The organism is Paenibacillus sp. J45TS6 (genome assembly GCF_018403285.1).
Classification (GTDB): Bacteria; Bacillota; Bacilli; order Paenibacillales; family Paenibacillaceae; genus Paenibacillus.
This window is the reverse complement of the sequence record NZ_BOSJ01000002.1, coordinates 512,446-530,034: the sequence shown is the minus strand read 5'-3', so window position 1 is coordinate 530,034 and position 17,589 is coordinate 512,446. Positions and strand designations below refer to the sequence as shown.

13 protein-coding genes and 1 rRNA gene are annotated in these 17,589 nt (G+C 40.7%); 2 read left to right on the top strand and 12 right to left on the bottom strand.

Translation table 11 applies throughout. The features are described from left to right. From KJS58_RS05065 to gyrA, 3 genes are all read right to left on the bottom strand, one after another. Nucleotides 1-75 (bottom strand): 16S ribosomal RNA (locus KJS58_RS05065); the annotation flags it as partial. 436 nt (nt 76-511) lie between these two features. Then, nucleotides 512-1,624, bottom strand: a complete 1,113-nt coding sequence (locus tag KJS58_RS05060) for an HD-GYP domain-containing protein (RefSeq protein ID WP_213531003.1) — start codon at nt 1,622-1,624, stop codon at nt 512-514. A gap of 158 nt (nt 1,625-1,782) precedes the next feature. Then, nucleotides 1,783-4,365 carry a DNA gyrase subunit A gene (gene gyrA / locus KJS58_RS05055; protein ID WP_213531001.1) on the bottom strand — a complete coding sequence of 861 codons (2,583 nt, stop codon included), beginning with the start codon at nt 4,363-4,365 and terminating at the stop codon, nt 1,783-1,785. Nucleotides 4,366-4,770: 405 nt separating this feature from the next. Here gyrA and KJS58_RS05050 point away from each other — a divergent pair, with 405 nt between their 5' ends. Next, a complete protein-coding gene (locus tag KJS58_RS05050; protein WP_213530999.1) occupies nt 4,771-5,592 on the top strand; it encodes a YheC/YheD family protein in 822 nt (273 codons plus the stop codon). Between the two features lie 45 nt (nt 5,593-5,637). Here the strand turns inward: KJS58_RS05050 and gyrB are convergent, their stop codons facing one another. From gyrB to KJS58_RS05005, 9 genes are all read right to left on the bottom strand, one after another. Next, nucleotides 5,638-7,548, bottom strand: coding sequence for a DNA topoisomerase (ATP-hydrolyzing) subunit B (gyrB, locus tag KJS58_RS05045; protein ID WP_213530997.1), 1,911 nt, complete (start codon nt 7,546-7,548; stop codon nt 5,638-5,640). A 143-nt stretch (nt 7,549-7,691) separates the two neighbouring features. Beyond that, a complete protein-coding gene (remB, locus tag KJS58_RS05040) occupies nt 7,692-7,940 on the bottom strand; it encodes an extracellular matrix regulator RemB (protein ID WP_191802346.1) in 249 nt (82 codons plus the stop codon). Nucleotides 7,941-7,955: 15 nt separating this feature from the next. Continuing rightward, entirely contained in the window at nt 7,956-9,068 is a 1,113-nt protein-coding gene (gene recF, locus KJS58_RS05035) for a DNA replication/repair protein RecF (protein ID WP_213530995.1), read from the bottom strand. Nucleotides 9,069-9,134: 66 nt separating this feature from the next. After that, complete coding sequence (gene yaaA, locus KJS58_RS05030; RefSeq protein ID WP_283771240.1) at nt 9,135-9,353, bottom strand: S4 domain-containing protein YaaA; 219 nt, start codon at nt 9,351-9,353, stop codon at nt 9,135-9,137. Nucleotides 9,354-9,386: 33 nt separating this feature from the next. Further along, a complete protein-coding gene (dnaN, locus tag KJS58_RS05025; RefSeq protein ID WP_213530993.1) occupies nt 9,387-10,529 on the bottom strand; it encodes a DNA polymerase III subunit beta in 1,143 nt (380 codons plus the stop codon). A gap of 334 nt (nt 10,530-10,863) precedes the next feature. Beyond that, nucleotides 10,864-12,210 carry a chromosomal replication initiator protein DnaA gene (gene dnaA, locus KJS58_RS05020; RefSeq protein ID WP_160035495.1) on the bottom strand — a complete coding sequence of 449 codons (1,347 nt, stop codon included), beginning with the start codon at nt 12,208-12,210 and terminating at the stop codon, nt 10,864-10,866. 596 nt (nt 12,211-12,806) lie between these two features. Then, nucleotides 12,807-14,354 (bottom strand): gluconokinase, encoded by a 1,548-nt coding sequence (gene gntK, locus KJS58_RS05015; RefSeq protein WP_213530991.1) that lies wholly within the window; start codon nt 14,352-14,354, stop codon nt 12,807-12,809. A 55-nt stretch (nt 14,355-14,409) separates the two neighbouring features. Then, nucleotides 14,410-15,771: a GntP family permease gene (locus KJS58_RS05010; RefSeq protein WP_213530989.1), complete on the bottom strand. Its 1,362-nt coding sequence runs from the start codon at nt 15,769-15,771 to the stop codon at nt 14,410-14,412. A 312-nt stretch (nt 15,772-16,083) separates the two neighbouring features. Next, nucleotides 16,084-16,752 (bottom strand): GntR family transcriptional regulator, encoded by a 669-nt coding sequence (locus tag KJS58_RS05005; RefSeq protein WP_213530987.1) that lies wholly within the window; start codon nt 16,750-16,752, stop codon nt 16,084-16,086. Nucleotides 16,753-17,343: 591 nt separating this feature from the next. Between KJS58_RS05005 and rpmH the strand changes: the two genes are divergently transcribed. After that, nucleotides 17,344-17,478 (top strand): 50S ribosomal protein L34, encoded by a 135-nt coding sequence (gene rpmH / locus KJS58_RS05000; RefSeq protein WP_091159838.1) that lies wholly within the window; start codon nt 17,344-17,346, stop codon nt 17,476-17,478. The last annotated feature ends 111 nt before the right edge of the window (nt 17,479-17,589 follow it).

The following is a 17,589-nucleotide window of genomic DNA, read 5'->3' as shown; positions in this document are numbered from 1 at the left end:
TCGACTCCGCTCGACTTGCATGTATTAGGCACGCCGCCAGCGTTCGTCCTGAGCCAGGATCAAACTCTCCAATAAAGTTATTGAAAAGAGCGATAAGCTCATTTAGAAAATGCTGACGAGAACTTAACGTTCTCTATTCAATTTGTTATGACCAACAAATTAAATTTGTATTGATTCACTCACGAGTTTTACTTACATAAAACTCCTCGTTGTTCAGTTTTCAAAGATCAATCTCGCTAACAACTCTCGACGTCAGCAACTTTTATATCATATCATGTCCGGTTCAGAAATGCAAGATTTTTTTCAAAGTATTTCAACTTCGTTTTATGAAACTTGGTTATTCAGTGTGTTGCTTACTGGCTAACTTCTTGGCCGGAATTAGAATATACCATGCTGATAAAAATTATGCAAGTCTTTTTTTGAGAAAAAATTTTGATTCTATTTAGACTTCTTTTTAGATTAGAAAACCCCTGCTATTATACAACCGAAAAGCAGGGGTTTTCTATAATATTTATTTTTGTATTAACTCTCTAATATATAGCTGCCTCTGCGCTACTAGGTTAACAATCGTTCCTTCTACAGAAACCATAGGACGAGTTGGATGATCTCGATCTGTAAAAATGATTTCACCTATTCTTTCATCACTTAGGCGCACGATCGTTCCTTGATGGAACTGTGTTGCTCTCCGAATAAAAATCTGTACGATTTTGGGGTCAAGTTTTCCAAATGACTCAAGTAATATCTGTTCTAATACCAAATATGGTGACTGTGATTCTTTATATGGCTTATCCAAAGTCATAGCATGAAAGATATCAGCCACAGCTACAATTCTAGCATAAAGATGAATTTGTTCACCAACCAGTTTAAGTGGATAGCCAGATCCGTCTATCTTCTCATGATGCTGCAGGGCAGTAAGTTTTACCCCATCATTAATTGCCTTTACTTGCTTAAGGATATTGTATCCGTATGTTGTATGTTTGCGTACCTCTTCTTCCTCTAAATTAGATAAGAGATTAGGACTCATTATTAATGATTGATCGATTTTACTATTACCTATGTTGTGCAGCAGACCCGCAAGAGCTACTTGGACCCAATCTTTTGAGGGCAACTTACACCACTGAGCTAATAAGTAGGATGTTAAAGCGGTGAGTACTCCATTGTGAAACATATATTCTTCTTTCTTAATAGAAGAAGGTACAAAATAAAGAACTTGGTATTTCTTAATATGTAAAATCAAAATTTCTAGTTGGGTACGAAGCTCGAATATCGGAATATCAAATGCTCCAGCTCCATTAAAAGCTTTCTTAATTAGTGTTATCATTTTATCGTATTCTTCATCAAATGATGTGAGTTCAGCTGATCGTACAATTTCTTCGAACTGAGCGTCTTCTTCCCTCTTCTGTTCTATTTCTTGTTTCTTACTATCTTGGGGTGGTGAAGAATTGTTTTGTTTAGTCTGATTACTATCGATATCTACCGTCTGAATGAGAAAAGCACGCAATATATCTAGATCACGCGGAAGTATTACTTTTCCTTTGGGAAGCAGCAATCCCCCTAAAGGTGTATGAACATCTTTAACTAATTTAGCTCCTGGTTTTAAATCGATGATCGACATCAACGCCATTTTTACTACCGCTCCGTTCTTATTACTTTAAAATTATAATGTTTTTACATTATATACCTTTTTTGTTGGTGTGTATATTGGTATTACAAAGATGGTTATTGCTCTCTCCCTGCTCTATATGAAAAAAGAGCCTCCCATGACAGGAGACTCTTTTCCAATTATTCTTCTTCGGATTCTTCTTCCGATTCCACACTGCTCGTGTCTATATCCGTTTGATCCGTTACATTCTCTTCTGCATCCGTATCTGTATCAGACATTTCACCTGCTCCAGCAATGTTACCCTCGTTATCGAATTCACCGTCTTCTTCATCATTCTCTTCAGACTTATCTGTTCGACAAACTGTCGCTACAGAATCATTATCACGAGTATGAATCAGCTTAACCCCTTGAGTATAACGTCCCATTGTAGAGACACCTTCCATACTCATGCGAATCAGTGTACCGCTGGTTGTAATAATCATGAGATCCTCTTCTGTTTTTACAACTTTGAGGCTCACAACAGGACCATTCTTCTCCGTAACATTGATCGTCTTGATCCCTTTACCGCCACGAGTCTGAATACGATAGTCACCAACTGGTGTACGCTTACCATAACCATTAGCCGTAACAATCAACACTTCTTGATCTGGATCAATGATATCCATACCAATAACCATGTCGTCAGGATCAAGAGTAATCCCCTTCACGCCAGTAGCACTTCTGCCCATGGAGCGAACATCACTCTCAGAGAAATGAATAGACATCCCTTGTGCTGTACCCATGATCATTTCTTGTTTTCCATCCGTCAGTTTTACCTCAATAAGCGAGTCATCTTCACGAAGATGAATAGCAATTAGGCCGCCCTTACGTATGTTTATATAATCCTCAAGCGGTGTCTTTTTCACTACCCCTTGCTTCGTAGCAAAGAACAGATATTTATCGCTCTCGAACTCTTCAACCTCAATAACGGCATTCACCGTTTCTCCCTGTTCAATCTGAATCAGGTTAATAATTGGGGTTCCTCTTGCTGTACGTCCTAATTCAGGGATCTCATAAGCTTTGAGACGGTATACTTTCCCCTTGTCCGTAAAGAACATGAGATAGTTATGGGTATTCGATACGAAAAGATGTTCAACAAAATCTTGATCCTTCGTATCCATACCAACAACGCCGCGTCCTCCCCGTCTCTGAGATCGATAAGTCGATACCGGCAAGCGCTTGATGTACCCTGTATGAGTGATTGTAACGATCACATCTTCACGAGGAATAAGATCCTCATCAAGAATGCTCTCCTCGCCAACCGTAATTTCGGTACGACGCTCATCAGCAAACCGATCCTTAATCTCCTGCAGCTCATCACTGATGATTTGAAGAACAAGATGCTCATTCGCCAAAATCTCTTTAAACTCCGTGATCTTAGCTAGAAGCTCATTATATTCATTCTCGATCTTCTCGCGTTCCAGTCCAGTGAGTCGTTGCAGACGCATATCGAGAATTGCCTGCGCTTGATCATGGCTTAATTCGAAACGATTAATCAGGCTTTCTCTTGCTGCTTCCGTCGTTGCCGAAGCACGAATAAGTGCAATAATCTCGTCGATATGATCAAGAGCAATTCGTAGACCTTCGAGAATATGCGCACGAGCCTCTGCTTTACGCAATTCAAACTCTGTACGGCGGCGAATAACAACAATCTGATGCTGCAAGTAGTGATACAACACTTCGCGCAAATTCAGTATTTTCGGCTCGTTATTTACGATAGCCAGCATATTGATACCAAAATTAGACTGCATGGAAGTATGCTTGTATAAATTGTTCAGTACTACATTCGGATTTACATCACGGCGAAGTTCAATAACAATCCGCATGCCGCTGCGATCTGATTCATCTCGAAGATCTGTAATACCTTCGATTCTTTTGTCACGAACGAGTTCTGCAATTTTTTCTACAAGTCGTGCTTTATTAACTTGATAAGGAATTTCATGCACAATAATTCGTGCTTTATTATTCACTTCTTCAATCGTTGTTTTAGCTCGCATTGTGACAGAACCGCGGCCTGTCTGATAAGCCTGTCTGATACCCGATCTACCCAGGATATATCCTGCAGTTGGGAAGTCTGGTCCATGAATATAATCCATCAGTTCCAGAGATGTAATCTCTGGATTTTTGATCATTGCTTGTACGCCATCAATAACCTCACCCAAATTATGCGGAGGAATATTGGTAGCCATACCTACGGCTATACCACCTACCCCATTTACCAGAAGGTTCGGATATCTGGCCGGAAGTACGATAGGTTCATGTTCCTCACCGTCATAGTTTGGCTGAAAATCAATGGTATCTTTATTGATATCACGAAGCATCTCCATTGCGATCTTGGAAAGACGTGCTTCCGTGTAACGCATAGCTGCCGCCATATCTCCATCAATGGAACCGAAGTTACCGTGTCCATCAACGAGCATATAACGTAGCGAGAAATCTTGAGCCATCCGCACCATTGTTTCATATACAGCAGAGTCACCATGAGGATGGTACTTACCGATAACCTCACCGACGATCCTTGCAGATTTCTTATAAGGTTTATCCGGTGCCATGCCGAGCTCTGACATTGCATACAAAATACGTCTGTGAACCGGCTTAAGCCCGTCCCTAACGTCAGGCAAAGCACGGCTGACGATGATACTCATCGCATAGTCCATAAAGGACTCACGCATCTCCACGCCTATATCACGGTCTTTAATTTGCGAGTTATTTTGATCCGCCATGCTGGACCTCCTTCTAGTCTATCAAAACCACATTGTTAAGCTGCCTTACGTTTAATCTTTATATAACTATAGCCTAACACGACTGTAGTACTCCTAAATTGACATCTATCCTATTACATAAGCCTTTACAAAAAGAGCATTATTAAACCTGCTCTATTTCTACATATCCATGCCGCTCCTAGGGAAGTGCCCTTCCTATTTCACAGCTAAGGAATACATTGTATTAATGCAGATGCCACCATTTCCTACAGGATTTCACCTGAGTCCACAGGAATCGCCATATTCCTCTATTATACCACTGTTTTTAGTCCTTGTCCTATGGATTTCCCTCAGTACTCTAACGCGCAAATCAATTTTATGTGGAAGTGGAAATGAATGAAGTGTTCACAGTAGAGGAGGTTTTTTGTGAGTATCCAGAAAGTTTCAAGTAAGTGGAAAAAGATGATGGTCCTTTTGAAAGATAAATATATTGCCCCCTTCCATCCTGAAACGAGAAAATATAGTCTTACTGCATTAGAACAAATGTGCCAAATCTACCGAACAGTTTATATTAAGCCAGAACAGGGTACCCATGGAAAAGGAATTATGAGGATTGAACGTACTTCTGAAGCTACGGACAACACGGATGAGCCAAGCAGTGAAGATGTAACTAAGGCGCCATATAAACTTCATTATGTAAAAAAGAAAGAGCTGTATTGCTCTATCGCTGACCTGCATAAAGCAATTCTTAAACGAACCTTGGGAAAATCTTATCTTGTCCAAAGAGGAATCCCCCTCCTGAAATATCAGCAACGCCCTTTTGACTTACGAGTGATGGTCCAGCGTAATTTGAGCGGAAATTGGGAAGCTACAGGAATAATAGGTAAAGTAGCAGCAAAAGGAAAAATTATAACCAATATCAATGGCGGGGGACGCATCGTATCTTTTGAGCAACTAATGATGCCCTATCTCACCAAAGCTCAGACGGCAAATTTAAAAAAAGAACTTTTTGTGCTAGGGGTACGAACAGCAAAATGTATGGAAAAGACCTACCCGCGCATTAAAGAAATTGGACTAGATATTGCTCTTGATGGCCAAGTTAAACCATGGATTCTTGAAGTGAATACTTCTCCAGGTCTCTATGTGTTTGGTTATCTGCCCGATAAAAGCATCTATCGTAAAATCAAAAAGTACGCCATTGCCTATGGCAGACTTAAGCCAGCACCCAAATCGAAATCAACAAAATAGATATAAAAAAGAGGCCAAACTGGCCTCTTCTCTTTTTATTAGATACTATACGTCAAGGTTCTTAACGTATCTAGCATTTTCTTGGATAAAGTCACGACGTGGTTCAACGTTATCACCCATAAGGGTATCAAACATTGTATCAGCTAACATAGCATCGCCTATGGATACTTGCAACATCGTACGGCTTTCTGGATCCATTGTCGTTTCCCAAAGCTGTGTTGCATTCATCTCTCCAAGACCTTTATAGCGCTGCACGTTAACTTTTGCATTTTCGCCGAACTCACGAATAATGGCATCACGTTCTGCTTCTGAACCTGCATAACGGATCGTTTTATTACGCTCTACTTTGAAAAGCGGCGGCTGAGCAATATATACGTATCCTGCTTCGATAATTTTACGCATATAGCGGTAAAAGAAAGTTAGCAGGAGTGTACGAATATGAGCACCATCGACATCAGCATCTGTCATAATAATGACTTTGTGATAACGTGCTTTTTCAATATCGAAATCATCGCCAATCCCTGTTCCAAGAGCAGTGATAATAGCGCGAATCTCCGCATTAGACAAGATACGATCCAGTCTTGCTTTCTCTACGTTTAGAATCTTACCACGCAGCGGCAAAATCGCCTGGAAGTGACGATCCCGTCCTTGCTTTGCAGATCCCCCCGCAGAGTCACCCTCTACAATATACAGTTCGCTGATGGAAGCATCTTTGGAAGAGCAGTCGGCCAGTTTACCTGGCAGAGAGCTTACTTCTAGTACGCTTTTACGGCGAGTCATCTCTCTTGCTTTCCGAGCCGCTTCACGTGCTCGGGATGCTTGGAGCGCTTTATCTAGAATACGGCGGGCAGTAGAAGGATTCTCAATCAGGAACTCCTGCAGTTTTTCTGCGAATAAGGATTCCACGACGCCCCGAACTTCACTATTACCAAGTTTCGTTTTGGTCTGTCCTTCAAACTGAGGTTCAGGAATCTTAACCGAGATAATCGCTGTGAGTCCCTCACGTACATCATCACCAGTAAGATTGCTGTTATTGTCCTTAATAATACCGGTCTTCCGCGCATAATCATTGATTACGCGTGTCAAGGCACTCTTAAATCCAGACTCATGAGTACCGCCTTCATGTGTATTAATGTTATTAGCAAAAGAGTAGATATTCTCGGCGTAGCTGTCATTGTACTGTAATGCTACTTCCACCTGAATACTCTCTCTCTGTCCTTCTACATAGATCGGCTGTTCATGGAGTACTTCTCTTTTATTATTCAGATATTGAACGTACTCCTTAATTCCGCCTTCGTAATGAAAAGAGTTAGAAACTCCTGTACGTTCATCGGTAATTCGAAGCCCAATTCCTTTGTTAAGAAATGCAAGTTCACGAATCCGAGTGAGCAACGTATTGTAATCATATTCAGTGGTTTCTGTAAAAATTTCATGATCGGGATAGAAGGTAGTCGTTGTTCCTGTTTCTTCTGTATCTCCGATTACTTTCACATCATACTGAGGAACACCGCGTTGATATTCTTGTCTGTAGACGTGCCCGTCTCTTTTTACGGTAACCACGACTTTACTCGACAATGCATTCACGACAGAAATACCTACCCCGTGAAGACCACCCGAGACTTTGTATCCTCCGCCGCCAAACTTACCGCCAGCATGAAGTACGGTCATTACGACCTCAAGCGCTGACTTTTTCATTTTGGCCTGTTCACTTACGGGAATTCCCCGTCCGTTATCAACAACGGTAATGCTGTTATCTTCATGAATGGTAACATCAATCTGATCGCAAAAACCCGCTAGTGCTTCATCGATACTATTGTCCACGACTTCCCACACGAGGTGATGCAAGCCTTTTGCGCTGGTAGAGCCGATATACATCCCTGGACGTTTTCTGACAGCTTCAAGTCCCTCAAGGACCTGAATCTCATCTGCATCATATGCCGGTTGATTCATAGACATGCCTTTCACCTACTTCTCAAGATTAGAGTGTATCCAAGTGATGCTGATATGAGTGTATAAAATAAAAAAACTGACTGCGATATAAAAGTACCGCCTCCTTACTAACGGTTAGCAAGGTGACGATACTCGTGGGATAATTGCTTTTATATTTCAGATAATACGTTCGCTCTTTTTTTGAGTGTAGCAGAGGATATTGGAGAATAGTAAACTGTGCTTTTAGTTACAACAATCGACTTGGCTTCCTCTTCACCAATCTGTTCGATATTCTTCTCCTGTTTCGCGTACGTAACATACTGTTTGGAAATCTTCGAAGATTTCTCAATAGAGATATCAAAAATGGCTACGAGTTCAGAAGAGCGGATAATCTTGTCACCGCCCAGGTGAATATACATTGTCCGATCCTCTCCTTAACGTTCCACATGACCAGCGTCAACTTGATAGATGTATGCATCCTTCAGTTTGCTGGTATTGAGTGTCTCTATGCCTGTTGCGGTAATAAAGGTCTGCACCTTGCTCTGAAATGTTTCGATGAGCTGGGTCTGACGATACGGATCCAGTTCAGAAAGTACATCATCCAGAAGCAAAACAGGATATTCCCCTATTTCTTCCCGGATCAGTTCAATCTCTGCAAGCTTCAGGGATAATGCAGTTGTACGCTGCTGCCCCTGTGAGCCATAGGTTTGCACTTCACGTCCGTTGATGAAGAAGGATAAATCATCCCGGTGTGGTCCGGTAAGGGACATCCCCCGCCGAATCTCCTGATCCTTCGTTTGTGATAATTTTATCATAAACCGATCCAATAAGACAGCTTCATCTTCTTCCATAGGGTCTGCAAAGGAAGGCACATAGGCAAGTTCAAGCTTTTCCTTCCCCCCTGTGATCCCCTCATGAATCGTTTCCGCCCACTTTTGCAGCTTCTTTATGAATTGTTTCCTTTTTTTTACGATTTTAACACCATGTTCTGCAAGCTGATCATTCCATACGGTCAGCATCACTTGCTGTGACTCGCCAGCACCGTATAATTGTTTGAGCAAATTATTACGCTGAACAAGAATTTTCTGATACTGCTGAAGATGATAAATGTATCCTGGAGCAACCTGACCGATCTCCATGTCAAGGAACCGGCGGCGAACCCCCGGTGTCCCTTTTACAATCTCGAGATCTTCTGGTGCAAACATAACTACATTCAAACTTCCAACAAAATCACTTAACTTTCGCTGTTCTAGTCCGTTAATCTTTGCTTTCTTTCCTTGTTGGGAAAGAGCAAGTTCAAGCTGAATCTTGCCATATTTTTTATCCACATGTGCACGGATGTTTGCACTGCCAGACTCAAAGCGAATTAATTCCTTATCTTTTGATGTACGGTGACTTTTCGTAAGAGCCAGTGCATAAATGGCTTCAACAAGATTTGTCTTCCCTTGCGCGTTTTGTCCTATGATGAGATTGACTGGACCAAAAGAGTCTAGTTTCAAATACTCATAGTTGCGGAATTGTTTTAGTTCGATATCAGTCACAAACACGCTCTATATCCTCCCTTGCCCCTCGCCCCTTTGAGGAAGCAGCGGGTGTTCACATCCTACTGCTGCCTATGCCTTTGCTTCTACCTCAAATGAGCCAGACCCTTCAACTTCAATCTGATCTCCAGGGTAAAGCTTGCGACCGCGACGTTCTTCAATTTCACCATTCACTTTGATCGCTTGATCTTGAAGAAGTGCTTTAGCCATACCTCCTGTGGATACACATTCAGACAGCTTAAGAAACTGGTCGAGCTTAATATATTCACTGTGGATAACTATTTTTTTCACGATAAACTTCCTCTCATGTGCATAACTTTTGCCTTAATTGGTTGTACGGTAAGGCAAAATAACATAAAGACTATTGCTGTTGTCTATAGGTTTCAGAATAATCGGACTCATGACTCCTGTAAAGGAAATCATCAGTTCTTCACTTTCAACGACTTTAAGAACATCCAGCATATATTTGGAGTTGAAAGAAATTTTCAGAGGTTCCCCTTTAAATTCTTTGAGCTCGAGTTCCTCACGTACCTTACCGAGTTCAGATGAACTGGACGAAATTTCAATATCGCCGCTTTCAAGTGTTTGCATGCGGACAATATTCGTTTTTTCCTCACGAGACAGCAAATAAGCCCGGTCAATCGACTCGCTTAGTTTTTTTGTATTCAAAACCAGTTCTGTTTTAAACGTCGTTGGAATAATTCTAGAAGTATCAGGATAAGTTCCATCCAGAATACGAGTGTAGAACAATACACGGTCAATTTTGAATAACACTTGATTATCAGCAACGACAATATCAACGAGTGTATTTTGATCAGGTACGATTTTACTGAGTTCATTCAGTGTTTTGCCGGAGATAACCACGTTGTGGAATTTAATCTCATCTGCTCCTTCGATGTGAGCGGAGCGTGTAGCAAGACGGTGACGGTCTGTTGCCACAAATTTGAACTCATTATCAGCAAGACTCCAAAGAACTCCTGTCAAAATAGGCGTTGTTTCGTGCGTGGAAATAGAGAACACCGTTTGTTTAATCATATTTTTAAGCAAATCTCCAGGAATAGAGACGGTTTGGTTCTCTTCAATGCTTGGTAGTACAGGGAATTCCTCTGGATCAAGGCCGACCAGCTGAATTTCTGTTGCTCCAGCGGAGATGTAGGTGTTGAAGTTCTCTTTCACTTCCATTTTGACTTCTTGAGAAGGCAGCTTCTTAATAATTTCGACAAAAAACTTAGCAGGTAAAACAACACTTCCTGCTTGTTCGACAGTAACTACACTTTTTCCATCCTCTTCAAGAGGGATAAAAGACTGAATTGAAATATCAGTATCACTTGCCGTAAGTGTAACGCCTTGATAGTTAACGTCAAACTTAATACCGCTCAGGATCGGAATTGTTGTTCTGCTAGAAATGGCTTTAGATACTTGCTGAATGGCATCATTCAGATAACTTTTCATTATGCTGATTTTCATAGTTACACTCCTTGGAAAAATGAATTCTTTTTTTTGAAGAGAGGTTTGAAGCTCTGGAACTTGCGATTAAATGATTCAAACTTAAAAAGTTGGTTATAAAAAAAGCTATACCGGCATAAATTAATTCATCGGTTTTTTAAAAATAGAGACTTTAAAACTAAGCTTTTTTGCAGTTCAATTTGTTGAGCTGAAAGCTTAGTTTATTTGGTGTAGTAATCTTTTAAAAAGAGTAGTAATAGTAATAGGGGCACTGAATATGTGGATAAGTGCCTTAAATGACATAAAATTAAGCCTATCCACATGTGTACAGATTGTGCATAGGCTTTGTACTTGTTCAAGTTGGGTTTTTAACTTTTTCGATAATACTGTTGATAACTTTAAAGAGCTCCTGATCGGTTTTAATGAGCTGTGATATCTTCTCGTGAGCATGGATGACCGTTGTATGGTCTCTTCCCCCAAATGCCTCTCCGATCTTCGGTAAAGAATAATCTGTCAGTTCTCTTGAAAGGTACATGGCAATCTGCCTTGGAAAAGCAACGGCCTTTGTCCGTTTTCTCGCCTTAAAATCCTCCATCTTCAAGTTGTAGTATTCTCCAACTTTCTGCTGAATATCTTGAATCGTAATAATTTTAGGCCGACTTGACGGAATGATGTCCTTTAGAGCTTCTGCAGCTAAATGAGTTGTGACATCTTGGTTCGTTAGAGAAGAGTAGGCTACCACACGTATTAGTGCTCCTTCAAGTTCTCTGATGTTTGTATCGATTTGATTCGCAATATACATCATGGCTTCGTTTGGAATATCCAAATTCTCTGCTCTCGCCTTTTTGCGTAAAATGGCTATTCTTGTCTCCAAATCCGGAGGCTGTATATCCGTAATAAGTCCCCATTCAAATCTTGAACGCAATCGTTCTTCTAGTGTTGGGATCTCTTTTGGAGGCCGGTCACTTGAAATAATGATTTGCTTACGTTCTTCATGCAGTGCATTGAACGTATGGAAAAACTCTTCTTGTGTTGATTCTTTCCCAGCTAAAAACTGAATATCATCGATCAGCAATATGTCTACGTTACGGTATTTATTCCGAAAATTCTCACCACGGTTGTCCCGGATGGAATTAATGAATTCATTCGTGAATTTCTCCGAGGAGAGGTAAACAACCTTACTACTGGGGTTGTGCTCCAAAATGTAGTGCCCAATGGCATGCATGAGGTGTGTCTTGCCGAGTCCAACTCCACCGTACAGGAAGAGAGGATTGTATGCTTTGGCCGGTGCTTCTGCTACGGCAAGTGAGGCTGCATGTGCAAACCTATTGCCAGGGCCAATGACAAACGTGTCAAAAGTGTACTTCGGATTAAGCATGTGAGACACAGCTTCCTCTTGAGTTACTGGAGGAGGAGTGAATACTTGCTGCGGATCCGGCTCAGCCGTCTTGTCTTCTTCTATAACAAATTTTACGTCCACTTGCTTTCCGAGCAGTTCGTATACAGTCGAACCGACAAGTTTCGTATAGCGGCTTTCCAGCCATTCTACAGCAAAGGTGGTTGGCGCTGAAATCACAATAGTTTGGTCAGTCAGTTTCGTCGCCTTCGTTGCTTTAAACCAAGTGTCGTAACTAGGCTTGCTTAGCTTCGTTTGTATGATCGATAGTATTTGCTGCCATAATTCGGAAGTATGGCTGTCCACAGACTGTCACTCCTTTTAATCTTCCAAATGTGGCCCAGTGCCATGAGTGGAATGTCGAAAAAAAATTTATATTGTAGAATTTATCCCCAATGTCCATAGGACGCTAAACAAAAAAAGAAGGAACAACGGAAAATTGTTCACAACTTTATCCACAGGCTGTTGATAATATTATGGATTGAAACATCTATTCACATCCAAAAGCAATATAATCATAGCAAAAGAAGTCTTATATTTCAACGTATCTCAGGATTTTATCCACAAATTCAATAACTTGTGTATAATTTTTAATCACAACACTACATATTGTTTATAAATTGTTTAGTTTTCGACAAGATCATTAAAAATCTGAAATCATTTATTCACAGGTTGTGCTTATAAATGATCAGTTGATGTTGGATAAGAGGGAAGATTAAGAGTCACTTGAGGCTTCTTTTCTCTGTGGATAACTGAAAATCGTAATAAAAGGAATTGTAAATGGGGGTGAAAGTTGACCCTAACCAGCAATACTAAATGTGGCGACATTTTATTTACGAACAGACAAAAAAGAGCCGGTCAAAATGACCGGCTCCTTGATTTTTATATAAATAAAGGAGAACTTAGCTGGTAGTAGAGATATATTTGCGCTGAAACTTGGCCAGGTCCTCATACTCTTCTGTAAGCTTACGAGAGATACGGATAAAAATCGGAAGCAGCTCTTGATAGATATCGACCTGATCTTGATTAGGAGAGTGAGCATGTGTTGTTCCAACCATGCTCGAAACGACTTCAAGAGAATCTGCATGGCCTGTTGCATATAGTCCAAGCACCACCGCACCCAGACAAGAGCTTTCGAAGCTCTCTGGCACAACAACTTCCTGATCAAAAATATCGGCCATCATTTGCCGCCATAGCGGAGAACGAGCAAATCCGCCAGTAGCTAAAATTCGGCTTGGTTGTCCCATTTGTTCTTTCATGGCAAGCAGAACGGTATAGAGATTAAAAATAACACCTTCTAATACAGCGCGGATCATGTGTTCTTTCTTATGTTGCAGCGTAAGACCGAAGAAGGATCCTTTTGCATCTGGATTCCACAGTGGAGCTCTTTCACCTGATAAATAGGGGTGGAAAAGGAGTCCGTCTGCTCCTGGGGCTACTCGCTCAGCAATACGGGTGAGTACATCATAGGAGCTGATTCCAAGTCTTTTTGCCGTTTCTACTTCTGACGCGGCCATTTCATCACGTACCCAACGGAAGATCATGCCCCCGTTATTCACAGGTCCTCCGACAACCCAGTGATTCTCAGTCAAGGCATAGCAGAAGGTACGGCCCTTTACATCCGTGACCGGCTTATCTACAACGGTACGGATTGCACCGCTTGTACCGATCGTAGCTGCTACCTCTCCCGGGTGGATTGCCCCTACACCAAGATTGGAGAGTACACCATCACTTGCTCCTACAACAAAAGGAGTAGAAGGGCTTAGTCCCATTTCTTTTGCATAATGAGGATCAAGGCCTGTCAGCACATGTGTAGTAGGAACAAGCTGAGATAATTGTTCGGGAGTGATGCCGGCTATTTCCAGTGCTTCTTGGTCCCAATCCAGCTGCTGCAAATTAAACAGTCCGGTAGCGGAAGCAATAGAATGGTCTACAACATATTGATTGAACAGTCTTAAAGTGACGTATTCCCGAATAGATATGAATTTGGCTGCTTGATCAAAAATACTTTTTTGGTCATTTTTTAGCCAGATGAGCTTAGATAAAGGGGACATGGGATGAATGGGTGTTCCTGTTCTACGATATATTTCATGTCCATTCAGTTCTTCTTTTAATTTTCGTGCCCATACATTACTTCGATTATCCGCCCATGTAATACATGGTGTCAGAGGAAGTCCGCTTGCATCCATAGCAATTAGGCTGTGCATAGCAGAGCTAAAAGAGGCGAACAAAACCTGCTCTGGTAAGATCCCGCTTTCTGACATCACCGCTTTGACCGTATGGATTACAGCAGACAAGATTTCATCTGGATTCTGAACAGCCGAGTCAGGAACAGGCGTGAGAAGAGGATACTCCTCACTCGCCTTTGCTATAACCATTCCATTTTTCTCGAAAAGCACTGCTTTTGTACTTGTCGTTCCAATATCAATGCCGATCATATATGAGTTCATATTTGGAGGCCTTCTTTCTATAAGCTATTACCAATAATAGAGGTAAGAGTAGCAGTTAAATAACGATACTTAACAATAAAATCAGAACAAGTGCGACGACAGAAAGTAAACTTTCCATGACAGACCATGTCTTAAGGGTTTGAGGTACCGTCATATTGAAAAATTCTTTAATCATCCAAAATCCCGCATCATTCACATGGGAAAGGAAAACGGATCCTGCTCCAGTAGCGAGAACCACAAGTTCTACACTAGCACCTGGTGAAAGTGCGAGGACAGGAGCAACAATACCAGCAGCAGTGGTCATCGCGACAGTAGCTGATCCTGTTGCTACACGAATTAGAGCGGCAACAAGCCAAGCAAATAATATGATATTGATATTCATACTTGTAGCGAGTTCTGCAATAGCTGCACCGACACCACTATTAATAAGTACTTGTTTAAAAGCACCGCCGGCACCGATGATCAGAATAATGCTTGCAGTCGGCGCAAGACATTCACTTGTAAACTTGGAAATTTCATTTTTGTTGAATCCCCGAGCAAACCCAAGAGAAAAGAGAGCGAATACGACAGAAATAAGAAGGGCGATAACCTCATTACCAATAAACTCTAGAAAATGAGAGAAACCATGAACACCTTCCGGATCTACAATCAGTGCGATGGATCCAGCTAGCATCAGGATAACAGGCAGTAAAATCGTAAGCAATGTAATACCGAAACCAGGAAGTTCACGTTCACTTTTTAATGAAAATTGCTCTGCAAGTTCGGTTGGCGGAGCTACATCGACTCTCTTGCTAATAAAATTAGCAAATACAGGACCTGCAATAGCTGCAGTCGGCAGTCCCACTAAGAGAGAATACATAATGGTTTGTCCTAAGTTAGCACCGAATGCTTCAATAGCAATCATAGGCGCAGGGTGAGGAGGGACAAGTCCATGTACAGTAGAAAGACCCGCCAAAATTGGGATCCCAATCTTCAGAATAGATAAACCTGTTTTTCTTGCTACCGTGAATACAATCGGGATAAGAAGAATCAGACCAACTTCAAAAAATACAGGAATACCAACAATAAAACCAACAATCATCATGGCCCAGTGGACCCGTTTTAATCCAAAACGATCAACGAGAGTAGTGGCGATTCGTTCTGCCCCGCCGGACTCTGCCATCATTTTGCCTAGCATTGTACCCAGCCCGATCACAATTGCAATCGTGCCGAGCGTTCCGCCAACTCCGCTTGTAATAGATGTTACAACATCTTGTGTATTCATGCCTGTGAGAAGGCCCAAAATTAATGCGGCAATCAAAAGTGATACAAACGGATTCCATCGGTATTTGGAAATAAGTACAACTAAAAATACGATAGTGAGAAGAGTCCATACCAGCATTGTTGCTGTATGACTAAGGCCAAAGATGCTTTCCATGATGAATGTTCTCCTTTTTGATGGGATTTATAGTAGAGGAGGAATCCTCTATTTAGAAATAAGTGCGCTTACAAAAATCTCTGTCATTCGACATATCGCCAATTTGTATACTTGTCGACAACTTTTAGGAGAGAAAAAGCACATATTCTGCACCTGTCTCTTGAATATAAGCTGCATGAATAATCAATTTCATAACTCATAAAAACGATAAATTTGGAACTATATAGACAAATAGAATCATTTTGATCTATATATCGTCTTGATGAAAGCAACTAAAGGTATTATGAAATTGATTTGCATTAAAAAACATTCCTAAAAAGTTTTATGCAGTGTTTGTCGTGAATCTGTAAAGTAGATCCTGACTTCATTTGCTACGATTTCGGGGTCTTTGGATGCAAGACCTTTCATTAACTTATGGTGTTTTTGAATGACAGCTTTGATACGTTCTTCGCCATGGGAGAAAATCTCTTCGGTTGTAAGTAAAAGCAACGTCATAATAATCTGCCGAATACTTTTCCAAAGATGTAGAATTCGAGAATGATTTGCTTCAATAATAATTGTCTCATGAAACTGGAAATCAAGATAAGCAAATTCAATAAAATCGGAATGTCTCATTGCAAGTTCCATTTTATCGATGATTTGCTGCAGTTTTGTTAACAGATCATAAGGCAGTTGCTTCGCTAAATTCTCTTGAACGAAACTTTCAATCAGGTACCTTACATCATAAAGCTCGTCCTTATCTTTTGAGCTTAGTCCAAGAACTACGGCACCCATCCGCTCTAAGCTAATTAAGCCCTCGTTTGAAAGCGTTTTAAACGCTTCTCTCACAGGGGAACGACTACTTTTAAACTGAGCAGCAATTTTATTCTCGGATAAGATTTCTCCCCTTGCGATCGTACCATCAATAATTTGCAAACGTAAATCGCTTACAATTAACTCTCCTAAAGAATTGCCTTCAAGCCAAGCAGAAGGATAACGCATCATATAACTCTCCTATTCATACACTAAACTTCTTTTATCTTCATGATAACGAACAATAGTGTTAGTCGGCAATAAATGAGGAAAACTTCATCCATGTATACTTGTATACAAGTTATTGATACCACTATCCTACCTCAACTGTGAACATTTTGTAAACGATTAGTTGAAGGATCTGCTTTAACAGAGGGCATGTATTTTATACATATAAACATAAGGAACAAATTGAATCACTGTTAATATAGAAGCACCAGTTATCAATTGGTGTTCAAATTAAGTATATATCAGTCATATAGTAGAAGAAAAAAGATGAAATGAACTAAATCCGTCTATCCACATGTGTATAACTTGCGAGAAGATACAACCATTTATTAAAAATGTGGACAAATGAATCAAAAGATATGGATTTGGGATATAATGTAGTTCAGTTGACTTTTTGACTTGTACGTGGTTAAATATATAAAGGCATTTTCTGTGTTGATGAAAATGATTAAATTAAGATATCGTTATAGATTGCGCTATGCAAATAAACAGTTTATATGTACTACTAGGTAGTTCAATCTGTACAGGATTCCTTTTAAGGGGGTGCAATACATGAGACCAACATTTAGACCGAATGTTAGCAAACGTAAGAAGAACCATGGTTTCCGGAAAAGAATGAGCACGAAAAACGGCCGTAAAGTTCTGGCAGCCCGCCGTCTTAAAGGCAGAAAAGTACTCAGTGCGTAATGCGTGCATGAAGACCACTACGGTGGTCTTTTTTTCTTAAACAAGAAAGTTTTATTTTAAATAGGGGAGCGTTTATAGCTTCCTACGATCGTCCATACTTAAATTTAGGAT

Excerpts from the sequence above, each read along its gene's own strand:
- gntK (WP_213530991.1), bottom strand. The coding sequence starts at position 14,354 with ATGAACTCATATATGATCGGCATTGATATTGGAACGACAAGTACAAAA.
- KJS58_RS05010 (WP_213530989.1), bottom strand. The coding sequence starts at position 15,771 with ATGGAAAGCATCTTTGGCCTTAGTCATACAGCAACAATGCTGGTATGG.
- rpmH (WP_091159838.1), top strand. The coding sequence starts at position 17,344 with ATGAGACCAACATTTAGACCGAATGTTAGCAAACGTAAGAAGAACCAT.
- KJS58_RS05005 (WP_213530987.1), bottom strand. The coding sequence starts at position 16,752 with ATGCGTTATCCTTCTGCTTGGCTTGAAGGCAATTCTTTAGGAGAGTTA.
- dnaN (WP_213530993.1), bottom strand. The coding sequence starts at position 10,529 with ATGAAAATCAGCATAATGAAAAGTTATCTGAATGATGCCATTCAGCAA.
- gyrB (WP_213530997.1), bottom strand. The coding sequence starts at position 7,548 with ATGTCTATGAATCAACCGGCATATGATGCAGATGAGATTCAGGTCCTT.
- KJS58_RS05060 (WP_213531003.1), bottom strand. The coding sequence starts at position 1,624 with ATGGCGTTGATGTCGATCATCGATTTAAAACCAGGAGCTAAATTAGTT.
- gyrA (WP_213531001.1), bottom strand. The coding sequence starts at position 4,365 with ATGGCGGATCAAAATAACTCGCAAATTAAAGACCGTGATATAGGCGTG.
- remB (WP_191802346.1), bottom strand. The coding sequence starts at position 7,940 with ATGTATATTCACCTGGGCGGTGACAAGATTATCCGCTCTTCTGAACTC.